Annotated in this window: 16 protein-coding genes; 8 read left to right on the top strand and 8 right to left on the bottom strand. The window is 67.2% G+C overall.

Features of this window, described 5'->3' with window-relative positions:
• Positions 1-16 precede the first annotated feature (16 nt).
• The 4 genes from AAFU51_07815 to AAFU51_07830 all read right to left on the bottom strand — a co-directional run bounded on the left by AAFU51_07815 (position 17) and on the right by AAFU51_07830 (position 4,491).
• Complete coding sequence (locus AAFU51_07815; GenBank protein ID MEO1571162.1) at positions 17-328, bottom strand: hypothetical protein; 312 nt, start codon at positions 326-328, stop codon at positions 17-19.
• Positions 329-403: 75 nt separating this feature from the next.
• Positions 404-1,039: a hypothetical protein gene (locus tag AAFU51_07820; GenBank protein ID MEO1571163.1), complete on the bottom strand. Its 636-nt coding sequence runs from the start codon at positions 1,037-1,039 to the stop codon at positions 404-406.
• On the bottom strand, positions 1,036-1,329 hold the full coding sequence (locus AAFU51_07825; protein MEO1571164.1) for a hypothetical protein: 294 nt from the start codon (positions 1,327-1,329) through the stop codon (positions 1,036-1,038). The genes AAFU51_07820 and AAFU51_07825 overlap by 4 nt, the downstream gene beginning before the upstream one ends.
• A gap of 72 nt (positions 1,330-1,401) precedes the next feature.
• Positions 1,402-4,491, bottom strand: a complete 3,090-nt coding sequence (locus AAFU51_07830; protein ID MEO1571165.1) for an Rne/Rng family ribonuclease — start codon at positions 4,489-4,491, stop codon at positions 1,402-1,404.
• An 874-nt stretch (positions 4,492-5,365) separates the two neighbouring features.
• On the opposite strand from AAFU51_07830, the gene AAFU51_07835 reads away from it, so the two are divergent.
• From AAFU51_07835 to AAFU51_07865, 7 genes are all read left to right on the top strand, one after another.
• Entirely contained in the window at positions 5,366-6,514 is a 1,149-nt protein-coding gene (locus AAFU51_07835; GenBank protein MEO1571166.1) for a citrate/2-methylcitrate synthase, read from the top strand.
• A 352-nt stretch (positions 6,515-6,866) separates the two neighbouring features.
• Positions 6,867-7,280, top strand: coding sequence for a succinate dehydrogenase, cytochrome b556 subunit (sdhC, locus tag AAFU51_07840; GenBank protein MEO1571167.1), 414 nt, complete (start codon positions 6,867-6,869; stop codon positions 7,278-7,280).
• Positions 7,281-7,307: 27 nt separating this feature from the next.
• Entirely contained in the window at positions 7,308-7,889 is a 582-nt protein-coding gene (locus tag AAFU51_07845) for a succinate dehydrogenase (protein MEO1571168.1), read from the top strand.
• 107 nt (positions 7,890-7,996) lie between these two features.
• Positions 7,997-9,745, top strand: coding sequence for a succinate dehydrogenase flavoprotein subunit (gene sdhA / locus AAFU51_07850; GenBank protein ID MEO1571169.1), 1,749 nt, complete (start codon positions 7,997-7,999; stop codon positions 9,743-9,745).
• A 137-nt stretch (positions 9,746-9,882) separates the two neighbouring features.
• Entirely contained in the window at positions 9,883-10,593 is a 711-nt protein-coding gene (locus tag AAFU51_07855) for a succinate dehydrogenase iron-sulfur subunit (GenBank protein ID MEO1571170.1), read from the top strand.
• Between the two features lie 161 nt (positions 10,594-10,754).
• A complete protein-coding gene (locus AAFU51_07860) occupies positions 10,755-13,544 on the top strand; it encodes a T9SS type A sorting domain-containing protein (protein MEO1571171.1) in 2,790 nt (929 codons plus the stop codon).
• A 109-nt stretch (positions 13,545-13,653) separates the two neighbouring features.
• Positions 13,654-16,440, top strand: coding sequence for a T9SS type A sorting domain-containing protein (locus AAFU51_07865; GenBank protein MEO1571172.1), 2,787 nt, complete (start codon positions 13,654-13,656; stop codon positions 16,438-16,440).
• Positions 16,441-16,466: 26 nt separating this feature from the next.
• Here AAFU51_07865 and AAFU51_07870 read toward each other — a convergent pair whose 3' ends face one another.
• Positions 16,467-17,432, bottom strand: coding sequence for an RsmB/NOP family class I SAM-dependent RNA methyltransferase (locus AAFU51_07870; GenBank protein ID MEO1571173.1), 966 nt, complete (start codon positions 17,430-17,432; stop codon positions 16,467-16,469).
• Between the two features lie 140 nt (positions 17,433-17,572).
• On the opposite strand from AAFU51_07870, the gene clpX reads away from it, so the two are divergent.
• The gene (gene clpX / locus AAFU51_07875; protein MEO1571174.1) at positions 17,573-18,850 is read left to right on the top strand and encodes an ATP-dependent Clp protease ATP-binding subunit ClpX; all 1,278 of its coding nucleotides are present in this window, start codon (positions 17,573-17,575) and stop codon (positions 18,848-18,850) included.
• Positions 18,851-18,857: 7 nt separating this feature from the next.
• On the opposite strand, the gene AAFU51_07880 is transcribed toward clpX, so the two are convergent.
• The 3 genes from AAFU51_07880 to AAFU51_07890 all read right to left on the bottom strand — a co-directional run bounded on the left by AAFU51_07880 (position 18,858) and on the right by AAFU51_07890 (position 24,950).
• The gene (locus AAFU51_07880) at positions 18,858-20,861 is read right to left on the bottom strand and encodes a DUF3857 domain-containing protein (GenBank protein MEO1571175.1); all 2,004 of its coding nucleotides are present in this window, start codon (positions 20,859-20,861) and stop codon (positions 18,858-18,860) included.
• 3 nt (positions 20,862-20,864) lie between these two features.
• Positions 20,865-22,898 (bottom strand): DUF3857 domain-containing protein, encoded by a 2,034-nt coding sequence (locus tag AAFU51_07885; protein MEO1571176.1) that lies wholly within the window; start codon positions 22,896-22,898, stop codon positions 20,865-20,867.
• Positions 22,899-23,090: 192 nt separating this feature from the next.
• Complete coding sequence (locus AAFU51_07890; GenBank protein MEO1571177.1) at positions 23,091-24,950, bottom strand: long-chain fatty acid--CoA ligase; 1,860 nt, start codon at positions 24,948-24,950, stop codon at positions 23,091-23,093.
• Positions 24,951-24,994 lie beyond the last annotated feature (44 nt).

Genomic DNA, 24,994 nt, shown 5'->3' on the forward strand with positions numbered 1-24,994 from the left:
AGCGCGACGGTGGCGCCTATCGCGGCGCGTCAGTACCCACGTCTTCGACCCACAGCACACGCGTCTTGACGAGCCCATTAGCCCAGCACGTTTCGAGGCGAAGCGGCTGGCCGAGGTAGGCCGTCAGGGCTGGCACATAGCCTGACGGGAAGAGCCGATCGGTCGCCACATCGCCGATGTAGGGCACGCCGGTGCCGGATTCCGTGTAGGCCGGCAAGCTCAGAGCCAACGTCTCCGCGTGGAGCGAGTCCGCTTCGGTGCTTTCCAACACCGCGCGGGTGAACGGCTGTCGCCACTCGTCCGTCGCGGCTTCGACGCCAGCCAGCACGACGATCTTGCTCGTACTCGTGCAGCCGGTCAGAGCCGGGTCCTCCGGGCGCGTCTCGGTGCGCTCGTCGAGCAGTCAGGCGACGGGGCCGCGGTCGTCGCGGACGAAGCTCTCCAGGAAGCGCCGCGCGCGCAGGTCGAGATCGCTGCGGGGCATGAGGCCATCCGGCGTGACAGCGAAGGGGCGCCCGGTGAAGTAGAGCCCCTCGCCACGCTCGCCGGTGGGATCAGGACCGCCGACCCACTCCGTCGCCCAAATTGCGAGTTCGTTGTCTGCTGCGACGAAGCTACTGCCCGCCTCGCCGAACTCCTCGACGCGGAAGCGATACGCTGGGACGCCGTCCCGAAGGACGGTTGCGGTCCAGTAGCTCACGCCCATCCCGTTCGAGACGGCGTCGAGCGTTGCCGCGAGCACGGCCTCGGTCGTGTCCGTGCTGGGAAGCACGAACGCGCGGAGGTCCAGCAGTGACGGCGCGCCGAGATAGGCCCACCGCGCTGTCTCCACCGTGTCTCGCTCGACCGTCACCACGAGCGCTTCGTCGGCGTCGAAACCGAGACAGACTTCCGTCGTGGCGCGCTCGGTTGTCTGGGAGGTGCAGCGCGGGAGTCCCAGCGCGTGCGTTGTGTTGGACGACACGGCGCCGAACGGGACCTGCGCTGCCGTGGGTAGCGCCACCGCCAGAAGACCGAGCAGGAGCAGACGGCGTCTCATTCCTCCAACTCAGTCTGGTCGACCTGCCCGCGGGCCTGGCGCGTCCAGGCATCTTCGAGGGCTGCCCGGACCGTGGGACGGAGGTAGACCGTCTCGTGCGGCAGTTCGCGCAGGCACGCGGCAAGCACATCGACATGCGTCTCGACGGGCAGGCGGCGGTTGAGCACGACTTGCTCCTCGTCGCCCACCACGCAGCGTCCGCCTCGGAACGTGCCGCGCTCGTAGCGTACCCGCACGCCGAGTTGCGTGACGGCCTCTTCGAGCGCGCGGACGACGGCGGCGGGGTTCATGGCAGAGTGGGATCAAGTGGCAAGTGACACGTGGCAAAGCCGCACTCAGCAGGCCTTACCACTTGCTTCTTGTTACTTGCCACTCTGGACAGCGTACTTCCTCGTGAGGTCCTTCCCTGACTTCCTATCGCGCACTTCGAACGTGAGGGGGTTCACGTCGTCGGTCACGTCGACCTCGAAGCGGGGAGCGCGGAAGCGCATGCGCCAGCGGAGGAGCATGCTCGGGATGCCACGCTTGAGGAACGCCGCCATGAACGGGTGGACGCGCACCACGATGGGGCGGTGCTTGTGCCTCTCGCCGACGTTGTCGCGGTAGTGACTCAGCCACGCTTCCAGATGGGTCACCACCTCGGCGGCCGACCGGGAGTCCTCGGCCTCCGTTGCAGGCGCCGACGGCGACGCGACAGGCGCTTCGTGCAGCGTCGCCTCGGTCACCACTGTCGTCTTCTCTTCGCGGGCGATGCGGTCGATCTCGTGGCGCGTGCGGTCGCTCTGGACGATCTCGCCCGCTCCAGCGGCTTCCTGGCCGTTCTGGCCGTCGCCGTCGGCGGTGATGCTCGGACGGAGGCGCTGGCGCGTGATCTGCACCACGCCGAAGTCGCTCATCGGGAGCAGCTTTGTCACTGCGCGGTCCTTGCGGAATTCCTGCTTGAGCGTGTCGTAGAGCCTGCGGCGGTGGCTGTCGAGCCGCATGTCGATGAAGTCGACGCAGATGATGCCGCCGAGGTCGCGCAGGCGGAGCTGCTTGGCGATCTCGCGGGCGGCCTCCAGGTTGACATCGAGTAGGTTCTGTGCCTGCGACTTCCCGCGTCCGGCGCGGCCCGAGTTCACGTCCACGACGTGCATCGCCTCGGTGTGCTCGATGAAGAGGTAGCCGCCCGACCTCATGTTCACGCGCGGCGAGAACGCCTCTTCGACGGAGCGCTCGATGCTGGCCGAGCGGTAGATGCCCTGGCGGCCCTTGTAGAGCTGCACGTTCTTGGCCATCTGCGGCGCGACCGCCTCGATGTAGCCCTTGACGTTGCGGTAGAGCTTCGGGTCGTCGATGAGGATGCGGTCGAAGTCGTCTGTGAACAGGTCGCGGATGATCGACGACACCATGTTGACGTCCTCGTAGAGCGCTGCGGGCGGCTTGACCTTATCGCGGAGTTGCTTCTCGATGGAGCGCCACTTGTCGAGGAGCAGACGGAGGTCAGTGTCGAGGGCCTTCGCGTCGCGGCCGTCGGCGACGGTGCGGACGATGATGCCGAAGCCTTCGGGCCGGAGGCTGCTCGCGAGCGAGCGCAGGCGGCGGCGCTCCTTCGACGACTCGATCTTCTTCGAGACGGCCACGTAGTCGGCCATCGGCACGAGCACCATGAAGCGCCCGGCGAGCGAGATGTCCGTCGAGATGCGGCTGCCCTTCGCCGAGATCGGCTCCTTGATGATCTTGACGAGGATGTTCTGGTCGCGCTGGAGGTAGTCCTCGGCGCGCTTCGACGAGGCCACCATGGCGATGGGCCGCGCCTCGCCGTTGGACTCCTTGGAGGAAGACTTTCCGGACGGCTTCGACGACCGCTGCGAACGTGGCGACGACGACTTGGGCGCGTCTTGCTTCTCGCTCTTGGACGTCTGCTTGGCCGACGCTCCACGGGACGTGGCCTTTCGCCCTGATGTCTTCTGCTCCGACGCCTTCTGCTCCGACGCCCTCTGCCCAGGAGTCGGCTGCTGCGCGTCGTCCTGCGCGTCGTCGGTCTTGGCGCGGCCTCGGTTTCGGCCCCGCCCGCCGCGGCGCCCGCGCGAGCGACGCGACCGACCGCCCTTGCTGGCAGCTTCCTGGTCGTCTGAGTCTTGCGGCGAGGCGCTCTCCGGTTCCGCCTTGGAGGCGTCCTGCTTCGCCGCAGGCACGTCGCCGGACGCGGTGTCCTGCACCTCATCCTGCGCCTCCGGACGGCGGCGCGAGGAGCGACGGCTACCCGAGCGGCTGCGGCGTTGTGGCTCGGCTTTGGCGGCAGGCTGGTCGTTGCTGGTTTCCTCGTCCGCCTCGCCTTGGGCGACCTCTGCCGAGGCCTCGGCGTGCTGTTCGGAACGGCGGCGGCCACCACGGCCCCGCGAGCGGCGCGACGGTGCGTCACGCTCGTCGGCGTCCGACGCAGCGTCATCGTTCTGGGGTGTCCCCGCTTCAGGCTCGGACGCCTCGGTGGTAGCTGCGTCCGGCGCGGCGGCGCCAGGCGACTCCGTCTCGGCACGCTCGCTACGACGCTGGCTGCGCCGGCGCGGTGCTGAGGACCGACGCACTGGCGTGCGCTTCTCCGCCGGTGCCTCCTCGGCTGCGGCGTCGGTAGCATTGGCCTGGGGAGCTTCAGCCTGTTCGGTGTCAGCGCTCGGCGCCTCCGCAGCCTGTAGCGTCTCCTCGGCCCGCACAGCATCGTTTTGCTTTGAGCGGCGCGAGCGGCTCCGGGTGCTGCGCTTCGCGTCGCCCGCAGGCTCGTCGCCAGGCGCGGTGCCGCTGGACGCCTCTGCGTTCGGCGCAGGATCGGCGAGCTTCTCAGCACCGTTGCCTGATGCCTCAGCCGGAGGCACTGCGGTCGCTGCATCGCTCGATGCGGTTCTGTCGGTGCGAGCCGGCATCGACGGCTTGGCGGCCTGCGACGTGAGGTCGATCACATAGGGCGAGGTGCGCCGGGCGCGCGGCGTCGACTCCTCTTCCTCTTCCTCCGAGCGACGGTTGTCACCGCCTCGGTTGCGACCGCCACGACGACGACCGCCACGACGACCGCGGCGGCGCTTGGTCTGCTCGCGGCGCTGGCGGTTGCGGCGCTCGTCGTCCGACTCCATCTCCAGGTCCGCGGTCGCGGTGTCGTCGTCCTCGCTGGCCTGGAGCGACTTCGGCGCCTTCATCAGGCTGCGCGCGTCCGGGATGTCACCCGCCGCGATGGCGAGCAACTCAGGAACGTTGTCCGTCAGGTCGGAGAAGTGCAGGAAGGCGTCCTGCTGCTGGCCGATGTCCACAAACGCCGCACGGATGGCGGGCATGATCTTGCGGACGCGGCCGAGATAAATATTGCCAATCGTCCGGACGTTATCCGGGTTTTCGACGTAGAGCTCTACGAGCTCCCCATCCTCCACGATGGCGATGCGCGAGCGGTCCTTGCTCGCGTTGATGATGATTTCCTTGGACATACAAGAAGGGTAGACAGGAGCGGCCGTGCTGCACGTGCCCGTCGTCTCCACCGCGCCGGGGCGGCAGGAGCACCCCGACCGCCACGACGCTCGGAGGTACCCCCAGGCACATGCCTGGGGCACGTCCCGCCGTGCGGGGGGTGGATGCGCCGCGGAACCCTTCCACAGCGGACAGGCGGCCAAGAGCCAGACCGGAGACGCCCGTGCCGACCTGCGCGGAACGTTGGGCGAGAGGCCCAACTCCGACAGCCAAGAGGCGCACGAGACGATGAATAAAACGAAGCAGCACGAAGGCTAGCGATAGGTAGGCAGTACGCTCATCGAGCGCATTTGCGGGGCGGCGTTCGTCCTCAGTGACGAAGCCTCCCGAGAAAACGGGGTGCTCGGTGCGCTGTAAGCCTGGTGGTGTCTCGGCCGACGTCAGGATGAGGTGCGTCAGGGAGCGGCGACCGAGAAGCTTAGGAGCTGGCAGCGCGTGACCGCTGCGGGTGCACGTTTGAGCAATGGGTGAAGGTACGCTGAGCTTGCAAGGCGTCGCAATGCTGCGTGTTGGCAAATGGCACGTGGGACCAGTGTACCTGCAGGACTGTGTGCGAAGGCACAAAGCAAAAGGCCCGCACAGCGTGCCTCGTTGGATGGTATTGGCCACCTAGCCGTAAGGTCCCTCCGCCCTAGTCCACCTCTGGCAACACCCGCAAAGTTTGCGCGAAACCGCTTCCGTAGCCTCCGCGGGCCCGGCAATTGGTGGATGCATCGGCTATTCTAGCGGGCACGTGCTTCTGCCCGCACGCGGGTCCGGGCAGTCGCCACGCCCTTTGTCGCGTGGCTTCGGCACGCCCCCAGATACTATTGGTTTTCGTCCGTGCTAGCTGCTATGTCTGCTCCTCCGTCTGCCCCCACCAACACCCGCGGCCTCGCGGGCGTCGTCGCGCTCGACTCCAAGATCTCGGCAATCAACGGCGACGAGGGCACGCTCGTCTACCAGGGCTACACCATCGAGGACCTTGCGCGGGACGCGAGCTTCGAAGAGACCGTCTACCTACTCTGGAATGGCGTGATGCCCAACCAGGCGCAGCTCGACGAACTCAACGCACAGCTTCGCGCTGAGCGCGCCCTCCCGGACGGCGTCACCAACCTGCTGAGGGCGACCCCGCGCGACGCCAACCCGATGGCCGTCCTGCGTACCGCCGTGAGCTACCTCGCCGCCTTCGACCCGGACGCCGATGCCGATGTCACCGACCGCGCGGCAGGCTACCGCAAGGCGGTCAAGCTCACCGCCAAGATGCCAACCATCGTGGCGGCGTTCGATCGGCTGCGCAAAGGGCTGGAGCCTGTCGCCCCCCGTGCTGAGGGCTCGACGGCGTTCGAGTTTTTGCGCATGCTCACCGGCGAGGAGCCGGGCGCACGCGCCGAGGAGGTCATGGACGCCTGCCTCGTGCTCCACGCCGACCATGGCCTCAACGCCTCGACTTTCACCGCCCGCGTCATCGGCTCGACACTCGCCGACATGTATGGGGCTGTTGCTGGGGCGATCGGCGCGCTCAAGGGACCGCTGCACGGCGGCGCCAACCGCGCCGTGATGGAGATGCTCCAGGAGATCGACGCCCACGACCTCGACACGCAGGAGTACATCGAGCAAAAGCTCGGCCGCAAGGAGAAAGTCATGGGCATCGGGCACCGGGTCTACCGGACCCTCGACCCGCGCGCCAAGATCCTCGGGGCCATGCTTGAAGGCCTCTCCGAAGAGAAAGGCGAGATGAAGTGGTACGAGATGTCGGTCGCCATCCAGTCCATCATCAAAGAAGAGAAGGGCCTCAACCCAAACGTCGACTTCTTCTCGGCGTCGGTCTACTACCTCCTCGGTATCGAACCGGACCTCTACACGACGATCTTTGCCGTCAGCCGCACGGCGGGCTGGACGGCCAACCTGCTGGAGCAGTGGGAGGACAACCGCCTCATCCGCCCCCGCGCCGAGTACATCGGCCCGCGCGACAAGACCATCCTACCCATCGCGGAGCGGTAGCGGTGAGACGTGCGGACGCGTCTCGATCTCAGCGTGTGAACGAGTAGACGCCCAGGGTGGGTCCACCGTCGCACGTCCTCCCGTGCCGCATGCTGACGCATGTAAGCGCTCTCTCCCCGGAGTCTTCGCGTAGGGATATTTCCTGCGCGCCCTTCCTGCTTTGCACTACGTACGGGGCGCGTTACCTTGCCCTTGCGGGCTGCTGAGCACACGCGGGCGATGTTCAGCGAGGTTTCAATCTAAATTGAAACCTCCGAATCATTCCTGCTTTTAGAGTGCCCCGGAACCGCTATCGCCCGGCGCGTGCCCGGCGCTTCACCTTCCTCTTGACGACACCCCTCGCCTGATTCTCATGGCTGTCGACACCCTCGCCCGTAGCCAGGCCGCTGCCAAGCCGAAGCCGTTCACACGCTACAAGGTGCGCACGGGCATGTTTGCCTGGATGCTGCACCGCCTCACTGGCCTCGCGCTCGTGGGCTACCTCGTGGTCCACGTCTGGGGCCTGCGCGCGATCACCAACGCCGAGGCGTACAACACGCTCATCGCGAAGTACCACGCGCCCATCTTCAAAGTGGGCGAGTTCTTGCTGCTGGGCGCCGTGATCTACCACGCGCTCAACGGACTCCGCATCGTGCTAATTGACTTCATGGGCTGGAGCCCAAACCAAACCAAGCTCTTCTGGACGCTCGGCGCGGTGGCGGCGGTGCTCTTCACCGTCGGCGGCTACCCCAGCATCGCGGCACTCGTAGCACACTTCGGCGCGTAGCGCTCTTGCACCCCAACCTTCATTCTGATGGCTAAGCAATACGGGCGCAGCGCGAAGTCGAGCGCCTACCAGTGGTTCATCCACCGCATCACCGGCACGTTCCTCGTGTTCCTCCTCATCACCCACTTCTGGGTGCAGCACTACGACCGCACGACGGCCTCCATCTCGCACTCGGTCATCACGGCCTCGGAGGCGAAGGAAGGCGTCCTGCCGCAGTATTCCGAGCGCGCCAACGAGGCCGTCGAGGCGCGGCGCGGAAGTTGGCTAGAGAGCCAGGAAGCCGGAGCAGCCGAAGCAGCCCCCAGCGTGCAAATCATCCCCACCGACGAAAGCGACGCACTCGCGGGCCATGAGGGCGGCGCGACGCCGTATGACATCCTGATGCTGCGTCTCGCCGACCCGGTCTATGCGGTGCTGTGGAAGGCGTTCAACATCCTGTTCCTCGTCTTCGCGCTGCACCACGGCTTCTACGGCCTCAACAACATCATCACCGACTACGTCCGCAACGATATGGCGCGCGTCGGCGCGGTCGCGCTCTCGTGGACCGTTGCCTTCGGACTGCTCGTCATCGGCGTCTACTCGGTGACCGTCGCCGGACTCAATCTTTAGCGCGCCGCGCGCGGTCGCAGGTTCCAGGTCGAACACCGCAGGTCGCTCCTGCTATCGATCCCGATGACCTACGACCCCATGACCTACGACTTACGACCCCCAACACCATGACTTTCACGCACGACATCGTAATCGTTGGAGCCGGCGGCGCGGGCCTGATGGCAGCGCTGTATGCCCGCGAGGGCGGCGCGGACGTCGCCGTCGTCTCGAAGCTGCACCCCCTGCGCAGCCACACTGGCGCGGCCCAAGGCGGCATCGGCGCAGCGCTCGGCAACGAGGAGGAGGACCACTGGCTCTGGCACGCCTTCGACACCACGAAGGGCTCCGACTACCTCGGCGACCAAGACGCCATCGAGATCCTCTGCCAGGACGCCCCGCGCACGATCATCGAGCTCGAGCACTACGGCGTGCCGTTCTCCCGCACGAAGGAGGGCAAGATCGCCCAGCGCCGCTTCGGCGGGCACACACGCAACTTCGGCGAGGCCCCCGTCCGCCGCGCGTGCTACGCCGCCGACCGCACCGGCCACATGATTCTGCACACGCTCTACGAGCAGTGTGTGAAGCAGAACGTCAACTTCTACGACGAATTCCAGGTGCTCGACCTCGTCACGAACGAGGACGACGCCGTCGTGGGGTGCGTGGCCTATGAGATCCTCACGGGCGAGGTCCACACGTTCCACTCGAAGATCACCTGCTTCGCCACGGGCGGCTACGGCCGCGCGTTCAAGACGACATCCAACGCCCACGCGGGCACGGGCGACGGCTTCTCGATGGTGCTGCGCGCGGGCATCCCGCTGCAGGACATGGAGTTCGTGCAGTTCCACCCGACGGGCCTCTACCGCCTCGGCATCCTCATCACCGAGGGCGCACGCGGCGAGGGCGGCATCCTTCGCAACTCCGACGGCGAGCGCTTCATGGAGCGCTACGCGCCGACAGTGAAGGACCTCGCGCCGCGCGACATGGTGTCGCAGTGCATCTACAAGGAGATCCGCGAAGGCCGCGGCATCAAAGGCCGCGACCACGTCGTGCTCGATATGACGCACGTCGGCAAGGACGTACTGGAGCACAAGCTCCCGGAGATCTCGACGTTCTCCCGCGTCTACCTCGGCATCGACCCCGTCAAGCAGCCGATCCCGGTGGCCCCGACCTGCCACTACGCGATGGGCGGCATCCCGACCAACGTGGACGGGCAGGTCGTGCGCGGCACGGACAACACCAACCCCGACGACTTCGTAGAGGGCTTCTACGCCTGCGGTGAGTGCGGCTGCGTGAGCGTCCACGGTGCCAACCGACTGGGCACGAACTCGCTACTCGACCTCGTGGTGATCGGCCGCCGCACTGGCATGGCGATGGCCCGCGCGATCAACGAGGGCAAGACGCTCCACCCGATGGTCGACAGCCCGGAGAAGCGCACCCGCGAGCTGCTCGACGACCTGCTCAGCCGCGACAAGGGCGAGCCGACCGTCGCCGTGCGGACCGACCTCCAGGAGTCGATGATGAAGAACGTCTCGGTCTTCCGCAACGAGGACACGCTCTCCGAGGCGATGGCCGACCTCGCCGCCTTCCGCCAGCGCGCCCGCAACGTGGTCGTGCAGGATAAGGGCAAGCGCTTCAACACCGACCTCATGGACGCCGTCGAGATCGGCTTCATGGTCGACTACGCCGAAGCCATCGCCGGGAGCGCCCGCCACCGCACGGAGAGCCGTGGCGCGCACCTCCGCGAGGACTTCCCGAAGCGCAACGACGACGAGTGGCTCCGCCACACGCTCTTCTTCAGCGACGGCAACGGCACCATCGAGATGGGCGACAAGCCCGTCACCGTCACCCGCTTCCAGCCGAAGGAGCGCAAGTACTAGAGGACAGGGACTAGGGAATAGAATGCTCCCTCCCGGCTACCTCACCCAGACCCACCCGCATCAACCTCATGGCAACGACGACAGCGCCTGCTCCAACCACGACGACCAACGGCACGAAGCCGGTCGACGGCCCCACGATGACGGTCACCGTGAAGGTGCAGCGCTTCAACCCCGAGGTCGACGACAAGCCTCGCTGGGAGTCCTTCCAGGTTCCGACCGACCCGATGGACCGCGCCCTCGACCTGCTCCACTACATCAAGTGGCACCTTGATGGCTCGCTCGCCTTCCGCAAGTCCTGCGCGCACGGCATCTGCGGCTCCGACGCGATGAAGATCGACGGCGAGAACAAGCTCGCCTGTTCGATCCTGCTCCACGACCTCGGCACGAAGGACGGCGGCACGGTCACCTTCGAGCCGCTCCCGGCCGCGCCGGTCGTGAAGGACCTCGTGATCGACCAGAGCAAGTTCTTCGCGAAGTACCGCGCGATCATGCCCTGGCTCATCAACAGCACACCGGCCCCGGAGAAGGAGCGGTTCCAGAGCCCCGAGCAGCACGCCATCATCGAGGACGCGACCAAGTGCATCATGTGCGGCGCGTGCACGCACTCGTGCCCCTCGACGTGGGCCGACCCGGACTACCTCGGCCCCGCCGCCATGCTGAAGGCCTTCCGCTACGTCTTCGACAGCCGCGACACGGAGAGCGAGGAGCGTCTCAAGGTCGTTGACTCCAAGGACGGCCTCTGGAAGTGCTACACCATCTTCAACTGTGTGCAGGCCTGCCCGAAGGAGATCGACATCACGCGGTGGCTCTCCGCCCTCAAGCGGAAGTCGGTCACGGCGCGGCTCTGACCTCCGCGCCCCTTTCATAGCTCGGACATCCGCTCCGATTCGCAAGCCCCGGCTACGGCTGGGGCTTGCTTTTTTACGGTTCGGCGGAAATCGCCACCTAAAGCGATGGCAGTTTGGTAGGCTATATCCTAGCCGTTTCTCTCACCGACTCGTCACGTCCTATGTGGGTATCGCTACGCCTCACGCTCTCCTTCGCACTTGCCGCATTCTTCGTGGCCGCCCCAGCTTTCGGACAGACGGGCTCTGCCGAGAAGCGCCTTCCTACCACACCAGCAACGGCCAGCGCCGTAGCTACCGACTGCCAAGTCGGCATCGCCGAGGCTGAACTCGTGGTGAGCGATGTCCGCGCCAAGCTCTACAACATGGGCAACCTCTTCTGGCGCAGCTTTGACCCCGTCTACCGGGTGCCCAAGACCGGCAGCGCGGGCGCTGTCTTTGCCTTTGGCCTCCTGGTTTCAGGGTTCGTAGACAGCGACTTTCGAGCAGTTGGCAGTGAATACGGCCCGTTCGAGTTCGCCCCCGGCCCCCTCGACGATGCCGGCAACGCTCCTGTCGACTGCGCCGCCTTCGACCGCATCTGGAGCGTCACCGACCAGGACCTCCGCCGCTACGACGACACGGGCATCGCTACCCGCGATCTGCGCGACTGGCCCGCCGATCTCGGTGCCGAGGTGATCGATGGCGACGGCAACCCCGACAACTACGACCTCCCGGCGGGCGACCGGCCCCGCCTCTTCGGCACGCAGACGGCCTTCTGGGTCATGAACGACGTGGGCGTACCGCACCAGCGCACGGGAAGCCTGCCGCTGGGCATCGAGGTGCAGGTGACGGCGTGGGCCATTGCGAGCGCCGACGCGGCGCTCGACCAGGCGACATACTACCGCTACCGCGTCGTGAACAAGAGTGGGCGTCGCATCAATGACATGATCGTCTCGCTCTTCGCCGACATGGATCTCGGCCTTCAGTTCGAGGATGACTACATCGGCAGCGATCCTGCACGGGACCTTGGCTTCACCTACAACGCTGACAATCTGGACGAAGACGGCTACGGAACGCAACTGCCTGCGATCGGTGTCCGCTTGCTCGACGCTCGGGCGGGCGCGGTGACGTACTTCAACAACGGGGGCTGCACCGACCAGTGCGACCCAGAAGACGCTGAGCAAATTCGCTTCTATCAGACGGGTCGGTGGAAGGATGGCGAGCCCTTCACGATTGGCAACACAGGGCGGGGCGGCACCGAGGCAACGAGCTTCGTCTACGCCGAAGAACCTGGGGCCTTCTGGAGCGAGCCGTGCCCCGAGGCAGGGTGTGCGGGGGACCCAATCGAGCCCTCCGACCGGCGCTTCCTGATTTCGACAGCACCCTTCAACCTAGCCACTGGCGCCTCGCGCGACGTGACGTTTGCGCTGCCCTTCGCCTTTGGAACGCAGAACTTCGGGCCGGTAGGCAATCCTACAGGCTCGGTCCAGGCGATGAAGCGCGCCAGCGACCGCATCCAGGCCGCCTTCGACGACGGCTCGCTCCTCGCGCCAGCCTCACGTACGCTCACCCTCGCTGCGCCCACGTTGCTCACGCCAGCCGACGGGGCCGAACTGACTCTGGAGGACGCTGAAGCACCCCCCCGTCTCCAATGGTCTTCGGTGCCTGGCGCCGAAGGGTATCGCATCCTCTTCGACGTAGAGCGGGACGGACGCACCGTCACCTCAGCGCTCTACACGACCAACACGGAGATCACCATCGGCGGCCCCCCGGCTGGAGAGGTCTACACGTATCGCTGGTCTGTCGAAGCCGACGGGCGCCTCGCCGACGGCAGCCGGATCGCGGGCGAGCGCTCCGAGACCGGCACGTTCACGCTCTTTCGCTACGTTCCCGGCTTGCTGGGCAACAATGGCGAGGGCATCGTTGAGGTCGCGAGTGCCTCGGGCACCGACCCTTGCGCCGACACCCCCACGGACGTGGGCTGCGCTGGTGGGATCGGCGGCAACACCGTCTGGCAAGACCCCGACGCCACCGGCGACTACTACATCTCCGGAGGCTCAACAGGAGGCCTCAGTGACCTTGCTCTCAACCGCACCATCGCCGACGAAGACGACGTGGAGGTGCGCTTCACCGCGGCCTGCGCCGAGCCGGGCGCGTGCCTTGCTGTCTACTTCACGCCGGCGTCGCGCAACGGCCAGATTCTCAGCGTACCGTTTGAGGCCTGGTACCTCGCCAGCACGCCCGACGACCCCTCGGACGATCTCCGCATGATCCCGCAGGTGCTCGAGAACGGGGACACCCCTGTGGTTGACTTCGCGAACACGTTCACAGACAACGACCTGTGGGGCGATTCCAACGCCCCGGTCACCGAGCGCGTCTACCTCTTCATGCCCGACCTCCCCGACGGCTACAGCCTCTTCAACGAGGCCGCGCGCCGCTTCGGAGGTCCAGGGGCCGAGTACGACCGGACAGCCGACGGCGATACACAGGTCGACCTTGCCGACGAAGACAGCGAGGTGTGCAGTGCGCAAGGCCTCTACACCGACTTCTGCTTCCGGGGGCCGGACCGCGGCCGGAGCTACCTCTACGGCAATATTGTCTTCGCCGACGCCGCAGGCGACGGGACCACACCAGGCGTCGGGACCATCGTGCGGTTCAAGACCAACAAGCGCCAGCCGGTCGTGGACGAACCTCCCACGCCGCCGGTTGCTCCGCTCGCTTTGACGGTCTACCCAAACCCGGCGCAGGGCACGGCGACCCTCGCCTACACGCTGCCCGAAACGGGACGGACGCAGCTGGTGGTCTACGACGTGCTAGGCCGTGTCGTCGCGCGCCTCGCCGATGAAATGCAGGCCACCGATATGACCCACACGGCTACCCTCGACACGGCCCGGCTGTCCGCTGGCGTCTATGTCGCCGTGCTGGTTACTGAGGACGGTCGCCAGACGCGCACCTTCACGGTTGTGCGCTAGTCCGCACCACCACGGTCAACCTGTCTCGTTTCGGTCGCTCCCACACGTCGGGGGCTGCCCTAGCGGTCTAGTCTGCCTACGCAGCCTAACTACCCAACTTCAATACTCCATGTTTCTACGCCCTACGTATCGCTGCGCCCTAGCCCTAGCGCTCTTCCTTTTTTCCGTACCGCTGCACGCGCAATCGACCGAAGACAAGCGTCTTGCCGCTGCGCCCGCCATGCCCAACGCCGTGGCGAACGACTGTGAGGTAGGCCGTGCCGAAGCCGAGCTTGTAGTTAGTGACGTGCGCGCCAGGCTCTACAACATGGGCAACCTCTTCTGGCGTAGCACTGCCCCTGCCTACACGGTCCCCAAGACCGGTGGCACCAACGCCCTCTTCGCCTTCGGGATCTGGATCAGCGGCTTCACCAACGGCGAACTGCGAGCCGCAGCCAGCACGTACGGCCCGTTCGAGTTCGCCCCGGGCCCCCTCGACAACGATGGGAATGCCCCCGCCGACTGCGCCGCCTTCGACCGCATCTGGAGCGTCGACGACCAAGACCTTAGCCGTTACGATGATACAGGCATCGCCACCCGCGACCTGCGCGACTGGCCGGTCGATCTCGGCGCCGAGGTGGTCGACGGCGACGGCAACCCCGACAACTACGACCTCGCCGCGGGCGACCGCCCTCGCCTCTTCGGCACGCAGACCGCCTTCTGGGTCATGAACGATGTCGGCGTGCCGCACCAGCGCACAGAGAGCGACCCGCTGGGCATCGAAGTGCAAGTGACCGCGTGGGCGATCGCGACCACGGAGGCCGCCCTCGACCAGGGGACGTACTACCGCTACCGCCTCGTCAACAAGAGCGGACAGCCTATCGACGAAGTCGTCCTGACGACGTTTGTGGACGCCGACGTGGGCAACGAGTTCGAGGACGACTACATCGGCAGCGACCCGGCGCGGAGCCTCATGTTCGCCTACAATGCGGACAACGAGGACGAGGGCGGCTACGAGACACCGCCGCCTGCCGTCGGCGTACGCTTCCTCGACCCGGCTGCAGGAGCCGCAGCTTACTTCAACAGTGGAGCCTGCGATGATCTATGCGATCCCCAGGGTGCCGAGCAGTACCGCTTCTATCAGACGGGCCGCTGGAAGGACGGGCTACCGCTCACCGTCGGCAGCACTGGGCGTACCGGCACCGAGCCTACGAGCTTCGTCTACCCTGGCGAGCCCGGCACCTACTGGAGCGAAGCCTGTCCCGACGATCCCGGCTGCGGCGACCCGGTCCCGCCCTCCGACCGCCGCTTTCAGATCTCCACGGCCCCGTTTGACCTCCCCGCCGGCGCCTCGCGCGACGTAACGTTTGCGCTACCCTTCGCCTTCGGCACACAGAACTACGGCCCCGTCGGCAACCCCACGGGCTCCGTGCAGGCGATGAAGCTGGCCAGCGACCGCATCCAGGCGGCCTTCGACGACGGCTCGCTCTTCGCGCCCGCCCTGCGCCCGCTTACCCTCGACGCGCCCACACTGCTCGAACCCGCCGACGGCACGCTCTTCCGCATCGACGAGGACGACACGCCGCCGACGCTGAGCTGGGCGCCCGTAGCAGGCGCCGAAGGCTACCAGGTCCAGGTGGAAGTCGACGAGGAGGAGACCACGACGACGCGCTCCTTCTACGTGACGGAGACCTCGTTCGTCTTCAACGACATCGTTCCCGACAACACCGTCTTCAGCTACCGCTGGTCGGTCGAGCCCGACGGGCGACTCCCCGACGGCACCCGCACGGCGGGCGAGCGCTCCGAGACCCGCGCCTTCGCCCTCTACCGCTTCGTCCCCGGCATCGCGGACAACGGCGTGGGCCTCGTCGAGGTCGCGAGCGCGTCGGGCACCGACCCGTGCGCAGCCACCCCGGACGACGCGGGCTGCGCGGGCGACTTCGACGGTAACACCGTCTGGCACGACACCGACGCTACCGGCGACTACTACGTCTCCTCGGGCGGCAACACTGGCCTGCTCGGCGAACTGGTTCTCAACCGCGCCCTCGTGCAGGAGGACGAGGTCGAACTCCGCTTCACCGCCGCCTGCGCAGAACCCGGCGCCTGCCTCGCAACCTACCTCTCCTCCGGCGATGGCGAGATCCTCAGCGTTCCGTTCGAGGCATGGTACCTCGGCGACACGCCCGACGACCCCGCCGACGATGTCCGCATGCTCCCGTACTTCCGCGAGAGCGGCGACACGCCTATCACCGACTTCGCGGACACGTTCACCAGCACCGACAACTGGGCTGAGGGACCGGGCGCGCCCATCACCGAGCGCATCTTCCTCTACATGCCTGACCGCCCCGACGGCTATGCCCGCTTCAACGAGGCCGCACGCGGGTTCGGCGGCCCCGGCGCGACCTATGAACGCGACACCGACGGCGACACGCAAGAGGACATCGCGCCGCTCGACAACGAGCCCTGCCGCCTCCAGGGGATGTACACCGACTACTGCTATCAGGGCACTGGGCGCGACCGAGGCAACTCGCTCTACAACAACGTGGTCTTCGCCGACGCCTCGGGCGACGGCACCACGCCCGGTGTGGGCACGGTCATCCGGTTTGTGACAACGAAGCAGCAGGCGGTCTCGGACGAAGGGGGTACGCCGCAGCCGCAGACGCTCACGCTCGATGCCTACCCCAATCCGGTGCGCGGCACAGCAACACTCGCCTATACCCTGCCGGAATCGGGGCGTACGACGCTGGCCGTCTACGACGTGCTCGGCCGCCGCGTGGCCGTGGTGACGGACGCAACGCAAGCGGCCGGTGCGCACGTGGAGACGTTCGATACCCGGCGACTGGCGAGTGGCGTCTACGTGGCCGTTCTCACGACGGAGGCAGGGCAGCAGACGCGCCGTTTCACGGTGCTACGCTGACTGTGCTCCGCTGACCACACCGGGCCTCAGCCACGGAGCGTGCTCGCGTGCTTGGTGAGCTTGGCCACGAAGAACGCCTCCATCGTCGCGCTTGGAAGCACACGGACGGCCGCGCCGACCTCGTCGGGGAAGGCGCGGCCGTTCCACTCCGAGAGCGTTGGCTGCGTGTTTGGCAGCGCAAGCGCCTCGCCGTCGAGCGTGACAGGCAGCAGTTCGATGGCATCGCCGAAGGTGCGGAGTGCTTTAGCGAGCACAGCCTCGTTCTCTTCAGGCGCAAACGTGCACGTCGAGTAGACGAGCGTGCCGCCGGGCCGCAACGCCTGGATGCCGGAGAAGAGCAGCTTCTGCTGCTTGCTGCGCATCTCCTTGATCTTGCGGCGCGACCAGTAGCGCGTCGTCTCGGGCGTGTCCGTGCGAAAGCGGCCTTCCGTCGAGCACGGCGCGTCGAGGAGCACGCGGTCGAACGCCTCGGGCGAGCGGTGCCAGAAGCCTGCCCCGTTGGCACACACCGGCTCGGCGAGGGTGCTGCCCTGCTGCGCGAGGTTGTCACGGAGCTTGTAGTAGCGCTTGCGCACGACCTCGACGGCCACGATGCGTCCCTCGTCCTGCATCAGCGTCGCCAGTTGGCGCGTCTTGCTGCCTGGCGCCGCGCACAGGTCGAGGACCGTCTCGCCCGGCTGCGGGTCGAGGACGAGCGGCGGCAGCTGGCTCGCCAGGTTCTGGACGTAGACGTGGCCCTCGGCGTAGGGCGTGCCGTCGAGCAGCGCCGCGCGCTCTGCAGCCTCGACCCAGAAGCCGCCCGGGATGCCGTCGGCCGCGTGCGGATGCAGCCCCCCGTCACGAAGCGCATCGAGCACGGACGACGCCTCGGCGCGGAGCGTGTTGACGCGGAAGCCGGTTGCCTGCGGCGCAGCAAAGCTTGCCGCCACGGCGTCGTAGTGCTCGGGCGGCACGATAGTGCGCAGGCGGTCGAGGAAGGCGTCGGGAAGCACGGATGTTCGCGGGACGATGTTTGATTTTTGATTCGCCGTTGTTTGCAGCGCCCACATCGAAAATCGCCAATCCCACACCGGAAATCGCGCCTTCGCAGAGTCCGTATACTTGTTCCGTTCCACCGCCTCCCCTCTGCCCCATGAATCCCGTCGGCGACGAGATCATCCGCTGTTCCTTCTGTGGGCGCGCCGCGCACGAGGTCGCCTCAATGGTGGCGGGGCCGGACGTCTACATCTGCGACCGCTGCATCGAGGACGCGCAGCGGATCGTGCAGGGCGAACTGCTGCCCTACACGGCACCCCCGCCGCGCCGCCCGAACCGCAACCGCCGTCTCACGCCGCGCGAGATCAAGACGGCGCTCGACGAGCACGTCGTCGGGCAAGAGCGGGCCAAGCGGGCGCTCTCCGTCGCGGTCTACAACCACTACAAGCGGCTCGAAGCGCACGACTACCTCCTTGACTTCGAGGACGTGGAGTTGGAGAAGTCGAACATCCTGTTGCTCGGGCCCACGGGCACCGGCAAGACGCTACTAGCGCGCACGCTCGCGCGCATCCTCGACGTGCCGCTCGCCGTCACCGACGCCACCGCACTCACCGAAGCGGGCTACGTCGGCGAGGACGTCGAGTCGATCCTGAGCCACCTCCTGCAAGCCGCCGACTTCAACATCGAGCGGGCCGAGCGTGGCATCATCTACCTCGACGAGATCGACAAGATCACGCGCAAGGGCGACAACGCCTCCATCACGCGCGACGTGTCGGGCGAGGGCGTCCAGCAGGCGCTGCTCAAGATGCTCGAAGGCACCATCGCCGGCGTGCCGCCGAAGGGCGGGCGCAAGCACCCCGAGCAGAACCTCGTCTCGTTCGACACGACCAATGTGCTCTTCGTCTGCGGCGGCGCGTTTGAGGGCCTCGGCGAGATCGTCCTGCGGCGGCTCGCGAAAGCGCCGATCGGCTTCTACGTCGAGCCCGGCACGAACGGCGTGCAACCCGGCGCGCTCGACAAGAACGACCCCGCGCTGCTGAGCTACGTCGAGCCCGACGACCTCGTCCACTACGGCCTCATCCCCGAACTCGTCGGGCGGATGCCGGTGATGACCGCGCTCGACCAACTGACGCCCACCGAGCTGCGACGCATCCTGACCGAGCCGAAAAGCGCGCTCGTGAAGCAGTATCGTAAGCTCTTCGCGATGGACGGCGTGGACCTCTTCTTCGACGACGAAGCGCTCGACGCCGTCGTGACGCGGGCACTCGACCGGGGCACCGGCGCACGCGGCCTCCGCGCCGTGCTCGAAGACACGCTCCTCGACGTGATGTTCGACGCGCCCGGCATGCACGGCGTGGCGTCGTGCCGCATCACCCGCCGGGTGGTCATCGGCGACGCCACGCCGGTCTACGAAGAGCGCAAGGCCAGCGCGTAGGGAGGCCCTACCTCTCTTTCCGGAGGACGACCTGCTCGGTACCGGCCCGCTCCACCGCTGCGAAGAACGCCCGCACGTCGTCGTAGGCTGACGCGGGCAGCTCACGCGCGCGAATCTCCAGGGTCCGCATGAAGCGCAGCGCGCCATCGTCGCTCAGGTCCGCGCGCGTCTCGAAGCGCCCGAACTCTGTGTCGAGCGCGACCGGCTCGGGAAGCACCTCGATCCCGTAGCCTTCGGGAAGCTGAAGTGTGACCTCGTCCGTGTCGAGGTAGGGGTGGGCGAAGCGGATAGGATGCAGGCGCTGCTCCGTCTCCGACGGGACGCTTGGCGTGTGGAGCAGTCGGCTCGGCTGGACGAAGAGGCGGCTGCCCATGCTGGACGCAAAGCGCGGCACGTCGAGGCTGGCCGTGAGCTGCAAGGTGTCGGAGCGCGTGTCGACGCGGCTGAAGTCGGGCGCCGAGAGGTCGCCGCCCTGGGCCGCCTGTTCGTAGAGCCAGTCGAGGCGGTCTTGCGGCGAGGCCTGCCAGAGCGCGCCGCGCGCACGGTCGACCTGCGCGCCGGTGTAGGTGTAGCGCAGCGTGCCCGACACGCGCCCGCTAGGAGCGAGCGTGAGGGCGAGGTGGCGGTCTTCTCGGTTCTCGGCGGCTGTGCTCGCGGGCGTCCGCACGAGTCGCCCCCCTGACGGCGTCACCACGAGCGCGTGCCGGTCCTCGTTGCTCGCGCCGATATGGCCGAAGGCCATCCGCGTGCTGGTCGCTTCGAGCCAGAGTGGCGGCTCGGTCCCAGGCAGCGGCTCGGCCCCCAGCGGCGACTCGTCCTCGGGCGTCGCAGCGTCGTCCATGGGGATGTAGAGGACGACGTGGTTGAACTCGTTGTAGGGAAAGTCGGGGTCGAGGTCTTCGGCGCGGGAGCCGTTGAGGATGAGCGCGGGGTACGCCTCGATGCCGACGGCGGCGAGCATCGCCATAAGGTAGTTCGAGAGCGCCTTGCAGTCGCCGTAGCGCCGCTCGAAGACGTAGGCGGCGTCGAAGGGCTGCCAGCCGCCGAGGCCGAGTTGCACGGAGACGTAGCGCATCGAGGTCTGGAGGTGCTCGTAGAGAAGGCGCACTTTCTCCCGCTTCGTCGCGCCCTGCGCGGCGATGGCGAGCACCTCCGCGCGTGCGGCCTCGGGGAGCTCCGCGCGTCCCTCGCTGAGCCGGCCGTACCACGCTCCAAACGCTTGCCATGAGTCGAGCCGCCCGCGCTCTCCGCCGATCTCGAAGGCGTCGAGCGTGACCTCGACGTGCGGCACCTGGTCGGCAAACCGGGGGCCGAGGGCCTCGCGGTCGCGGCACGGCAGCATCCCCAGCATCCAGGTGTAGACGGTGCTCCCGCCCTGCTGCGTCACCGTCGGCGCTGCATCATCGCCGAGGTGGCGCGCGCGATGCCGAAGCGGGAGGCCGCCGCTGACCGCCACGGTCAGCCGCGCCTGCTCCACCGGGTTGCCCGACGGCTGCGGTCGCCACGCAGGCGGGCCGCCGAGGAGCCCATCGTGCTCCACCTCCGTCTCGAAAACGACGGTATACGGATAGACATCGTGGACAAACTCCGCTACGCGCACACGGTTGTCGTCGTAGAGCGAGTAGTTGCTCGTGGCCGGGTAGTCGGCGAAGTCGCGGCGGCCGAGGCACCGGATCTCCTCGCCCTCGGCGTCGAGGAGGCACGCGCGGAAGCGCTTGAGCTTGCGGAAGCTGTCGTGGAAGACCACGTGCGTGCCATAGTCGCGTCCGCGCGCGTCGAAGATGGTCACGGCGCGGCGGTCGGTCTGGACGGCGCGCCCTGGGCCTCGGATCTCGACGCGGGTGTCGTGCCGCCGGACCACGGCGCCGTGGTCGTACAGTTCGTAGAGCAGCTGCGCTGCCGCGTTGACGGCGAGGCTGGGGTCGTCGTCGGGCGGGAGCGCATGCGGTGGCGTGGCGTGAGCGAGCAGCGGTGTCGCCAGAAGCGCCAGGAGGGCGAGTACTCGGGCCATGGGTCAGTCCTCGTCGCCGCTGCCTTCATTACCGCTGCCTTCGTCGTTAGCGGCACCAGGCGGGTCTGGCTCGGCCGGGGCCTCGGCGGCAGGCGCGCCGCGCTTGAGCACCACCATCTGGTCATCGGCGCTGACCATGCGGTCGTAGTAGGCGCGCAGCTCAGGGTACACCCGCGGCTCCACGCTGACGGCGCGCAGGTTCACTGACCGGCGCACCACGAGTTGGCCTGCCTGCTCGCCGAGTTGGCACTGGTAGGTCCCCGCGTCGCGGGCGAAGGTGAGGCGCACCGGATCAGGTATCTCGTCCACCACGAAGCCCTCCGGCAGCCGCACGATGCCCGTCAGGCGATGCGTGCGCGGGTAGTTGAAGTCCACCGGGAAGAGCCGCTCGGGCGAGGTGAAGGGGTTTTCGAGATAGCGGTCGAGCGGGACTGGGTTGAAGAAGTAGAGGTCGCTGGCTGTCTGCGCGTAGTCGGGTACGTGGACGTAGGCGTAGAGGTCGAGCGGGGCGCCGAGGTCGGTGAGGCTCTCCACGCGGGCGCTGTCCAGGACGACGCCCGGCATGTCGCTGAGATAGTCCCGCATGAACGCCTCCGGGGACGCTTCGTCGACGCGGCGCCGCATCCAGATGGCGTCGTAGCCTTCGGCGCGGAGCCGGATGGCAGCGGTGAGCGTGCCGTCCTCGCCGAGGTCTCCTTCAAAGCTGATCGCACGCTTGCCTGGACCCAGCACGTCGATGGGGATCCACATCGGGGCGTCCTTGTCGGGCACCCAGCCCTTGCCAGCGAGCGCCTCGGCGGGCAGGAGACCCATCGGCCGCATCGAGTCGGTCGCGTCGAGCCAGTACGAGGCGTTGCCCACGCTGGCGAGCACGGCGACGTAGTTGAACTGGGTGATGAGCGGATAGGCCACCTGCACGAGGCCGTGGTCGCGCGTCGAGAGGAGGACCGGCACCGCACCGATGTCGGCCTCGCGCAGCATCTGAAGCAGCAGCAGGTTGATATCGGCGGCGCTGCCAGAGCGCTCCTCCAGCGTCTCCTTGAGGCTGGCGCTGGTGAGGTAGCCGCGGCGTCCGTCGTGGCGGATCGACGTGCGGACGTAGTCGTAGAGCGCGGCCATCTTCTCGGCAGGGTCGGTGAGACCCGCAGTCACCTCTTCCACCTGGCTGCGCAGCGCACGCGACGAGCGGAGCGCCCCGCCGAAGCTGGGCAGGCCGTCTAGGTCGTCGGCTAGCGTCTCCCACGTGTCGAGCACCTTCTCGACGCCGTAGCCTGGCACGCTGTATTCGGCCAGTTGGAATTCGATCTTGTGGATGTAGTCTTCCAGCGTGGTCACGAACGGCTCCTCGCGGAGCGCAGGCACGTCCGTGCGCACCCAGCGATACTTGATGGCATCGATGCCAAACCGATTGACCCGCTCGTCTGTCTGCACATCGAAGGGGAGTGTGCCCTGGCTGGCGCGGACATAGTTGAAGGACCGAGGGATGACGGCCTCGAACTCGCTGTGGAGGACCGGCACGTCGTCCTGGAAGTACCACGTGGGGAAGAGGAGCAGGCTCTCCGTGTTGATGCGGTAGCGGTACTCGAAGATGGCGCCCGGGGCGAGGGCGGGGAGCGTGAAGGTGATGCGCTCGCGGCTGTCGCCAACGCGCTCGCGGAAAACGGCGTCCCGGTCCATCTTGACGCGCCGGTAGCCGCCTTCCCCGTCGGGCACGAACGTCTGCCCGCGCACGCCGCTGACGTCCTCAGAGTCGCGGAACGTGACGATGGAGATGGTCGCCTGGTCGTAGCCCGCCTCGGTAAAGAGCTTGACGCGGCGGTGTCGCTCCATCTCAACGTCGAACCGATCGGTGATGCGCGCCTCGCCCACGTCGAAGAGCACCACGGCGGCGGCGCTGCTGTCCTCGGCGTAGACATCGAGCGCGGTGTGTGCGTCTTCGAGGTCACCCCAGCGGGCCGGCTGGGCGATCGCGGGAGCGAGGGTGGAGGAAAGAGCGAGGACGGCCGCTAGCAGGAGCGGCGCAGCGAAGCAGCGCATGGGAGCGGGGGTGATGGAGGGGTAACCCTGATGCCTCGCACCAAAAAGGCGCGTTAGGGGCCACGAAGCTACGGGACGCCCTGTCGAATTTCAACCCAGCCACCAGGCACGTCCGCAGTCGCTAGCTCGCATGCAAACGAGGCGGCTCGCGCTATGCGAACCGCCCCGCTGGACGTGGGATGGACGACCGACCTAGGCGACGGCTGCCGCCTCGTACATCGAGTCGATCTCCGCCTCGTAGGCCTTGTGGACCTTGCCGCGCTTGACCTTCATAGTCGGCGTGAGGAGCTCGTTCTCGACGGTCATCGTGCCGGGGATGAGCTTGAAGCGCTTGACCTGGCTCCACTTCTCCGGCACCTCGCGGTTGGCCTCGGCGACCAACTCCTCGAACTTGGCCAGCACCTTCGGGTGCTCTACGAGCTCGGCCATCGACTTGCCGCCGAGGCCGTTGCGCTCGGCCCAGCCGGGGAGCGCCTCGGCGCCGGGGAAGATGAGCGCCGTGCAGTACTTGTAGCCCGAGCCGAGCACCACGGCCTGCTCGATGAGCGGGTCCTTGAGCAGCTTCGACTCGATGGGCGTCGGCATGACATACTTGCCCGTCGAGAGCTTGAAGAGCGACTTCTTGCGGTCGGTGATGCGGAGGTAGCCCTCGGGCGAGAACTCGCCGATGTCGCCGGTGTGGAACCAGCCGTCGTCGTCGATGACCTCGGCGGTCTTGTCCGGAGCCTTGTAGTAGCCCTGCATCACGTGCGGGCCGCGCGTGAGGATCTCGCCGTCCTCGGCGATGGCGACCTCGATGCCCACGATAGGCGGCCCGACGGTACCGGCCTTAGCGCTACCCGGCACTTCGGTCGCGATCACGGGGCTCGTCTCGGTGAGGCCGTAGCCCTGGTAGGTCGGCACGCCGAAGGCCGCGAAGGCATTGGCGAGGTCCTTCCGGAGCGCCGCGCCGCCGACCGAGACGACCTTCGTGCGCGTGAGGCCGAGCTTCTCGCGCAGCTTCGAGTAGACGAGCTTGTCGGCGATGCCGTGCGTGAAGCCGGGCTGGCTGCCCGCCTCGAAGTTCTTGGCGAGCTCCATCGCCCACGAGCCGATCTTGTGCTTCAGGCCCGTGCTCGACTCGACGCCCACGAGCACCTTGTCGTAGACCTTCTCCAGCACACGCGGGACCGTCGCGAACATCGTCGGGCGCACCTCCGGCAGGTGGCCGATGAGCAGGTCCGGGTTGGAGTAGTAGATCGACTGGCCCCAGGCGACGCACGCGAACGAGAGCATCCGGGCGTAGATATGGGTCATCGGGAGGAACGTGAGCGCGTTCTCCTCCTGGTGCTGCAGCGTGTAGAAGCCGTTGAACGCGGCGTAGACGTTCGACGAGATGTTCTCGTGCGAGAGCATGACGCCCTTCGGCGTGCCCGTGGTGCCCGAGGTGTAGATGATCGTCGCGAGGCTCTTCGGGTCGATGGCGTCGCGGAGGCGCTGCGGGGCCTCGGCGTCGGCCGCGAGCAGCTCCTGCCCCTTCTTCATCAGGTCGTCCTGGTGGAGGAACGTGACGCCGTCGGGCAGCCCATTGATGACGTCCGTTCCGGTGCCCTCCGCGAGGATGACGTACTTGATCGCGGGCGTGTCCTTGAGAACGGGTGCGAGGCGCTCCAGCAGTTCGTCGTTGGAGACGTAGATCGCCTTCGACTCGGAGTGGTTGATGACGTAGGCCGTCGTCTCGGCCGGGTTCGTCAGGTAGATCGGCACGTTGACGATGCTCGCGACCGTGCAGGCGAAGTCCGCGCGGGCGAAGTGGAGATCGCTCTCCATGTAGTAGGCCACCTTGTCGCCCGAGTCGATCCCGTCGAGGTCTAGCAGCGCGAGCGCGAGTACGTTGACCTGGTCGCGGAACTGGGCGTTGGAGAGCGTCATCCAGCCGGAGCCTGCCGGCTGGTTGAAGCCCTTCGGGTTGGGGTACTTCGCCACCGCGTCATCGAGGAGCGACGGCAGGCTGCGGCCCAGGATGACCTTGCCGCGGCTGTTCGGGGGGGCGGTGTGGATCTGAAGTGCCATAGGTGGTGAAATGTCTTAGGTGAGCAATGGTGGGCGCCGGACCC

The sequence above is a fragment of the Bacteroidota bacterium genome, assembly GCA_039821555.1.
GTDB lineage: Bacteria > Bacteroidota > Rhodothermia > Rhodothermales > Rubricoccaceae > JBCBEX01.

Bases quoted from the DNA above. Each gene is read 5' to 3' on its own strand.
- AAFU51_07820 (MEO1571163.1), bottom strand. From the start codon at position 1,039: ATGAGACGCCGTCTGCTCCTGCTCGGTCTTCTGGCGGTGGCGCTACCC.
- AAFU51_07825 (MEO1571164.1), bottom strand. From the start codon at position 1,329: ATGAACCCCGCCGCCGTCGTCCGCGCGCTCGAAGAGGCCGTCACGCAA.
- AAFU51_07830 (MEO1571165.1), bottom strand. From the start codon at position 4,491: ATGTCCAAGGAAATCATCATCAACGCGAGCAAGGACCGCTCGCGCATC.
- AAFU51_07835 (MEO1571166.1), top strand. From the start codon at position 5,366: ATGTCTGCTCCTCCGTCTGCCCCCACCAACACCCGCGGCCTCGCGGGC.
- sdhC (MEO1571167.1), top strand. From the start codon at position 6,867: ATGGCTGTCGACACCCTCGCCCGTAGCCAGGCCGCTGCCAAGCCGAAG.
- AAFU51_07845 (MEO1571168.1), top strand. From the start codon at position 7,308: ATGGCTAAGCAATACGGGCGCAGCGCGAAGTCGAGCGCCTACCAGTGG.
- sdhA (MEO1571169.1), top strand. From the start codon at position 7,997: ATGACTTTCACGCACGACATCGTAATCGTTGGAGCCGGCGGCGCGGGC.
- AAFU51_07855 (MEO1571170.1), top strand. From the start codon at position 9,883: ATGACGGTCACCGTGAAGGTGCAGCGCTTCAACCCCGAGGTCGACGAC.
- AAFU51_07860 (MEO1571171.1), top strand. From the start codon at position 10,755: ATGTGGGTATCGCTACGCCTCACGCTCTCCTTCGCACTTGCCGCATTC.
- AAFU51_07865 (MEO1571172.1), top strand. From the start codon at position 13,654: ATGTTTCTACGCCCTACGTATCGCTGCGCCCTAGCCCTAGCGCTCTTC.
- clpX (MEO1571174.1), top strand. From the start codon at position 17,573: ATGAATCCCGTCGGCGACGAGATCATCCGCTGTTCCTTCTGTGGGCGC.
- AAFU51_07880 (MEO1571175.1), bottom strand. From the start codon at position 20,861: ATGGCCCGAGTACTCGCCCTCCTGGCGCTTCTGGCGACACCGCTGCTC.
- AAFU51_07885 (MEO1571176.1), bottom strand. From the start codon at position 22,898: ATGCGCTGCTTCGCTGCGCCGCTCCTGCTAGCGGCCGTCCTCGCTCTT.
- AAFU51_07890 (MEO1571177.1), bottom strand. From the start codon at position 24,950: ATGGCACTTCAGATCCACACCGCCCCCCCGAACAGCCGCGGCAAGGTC.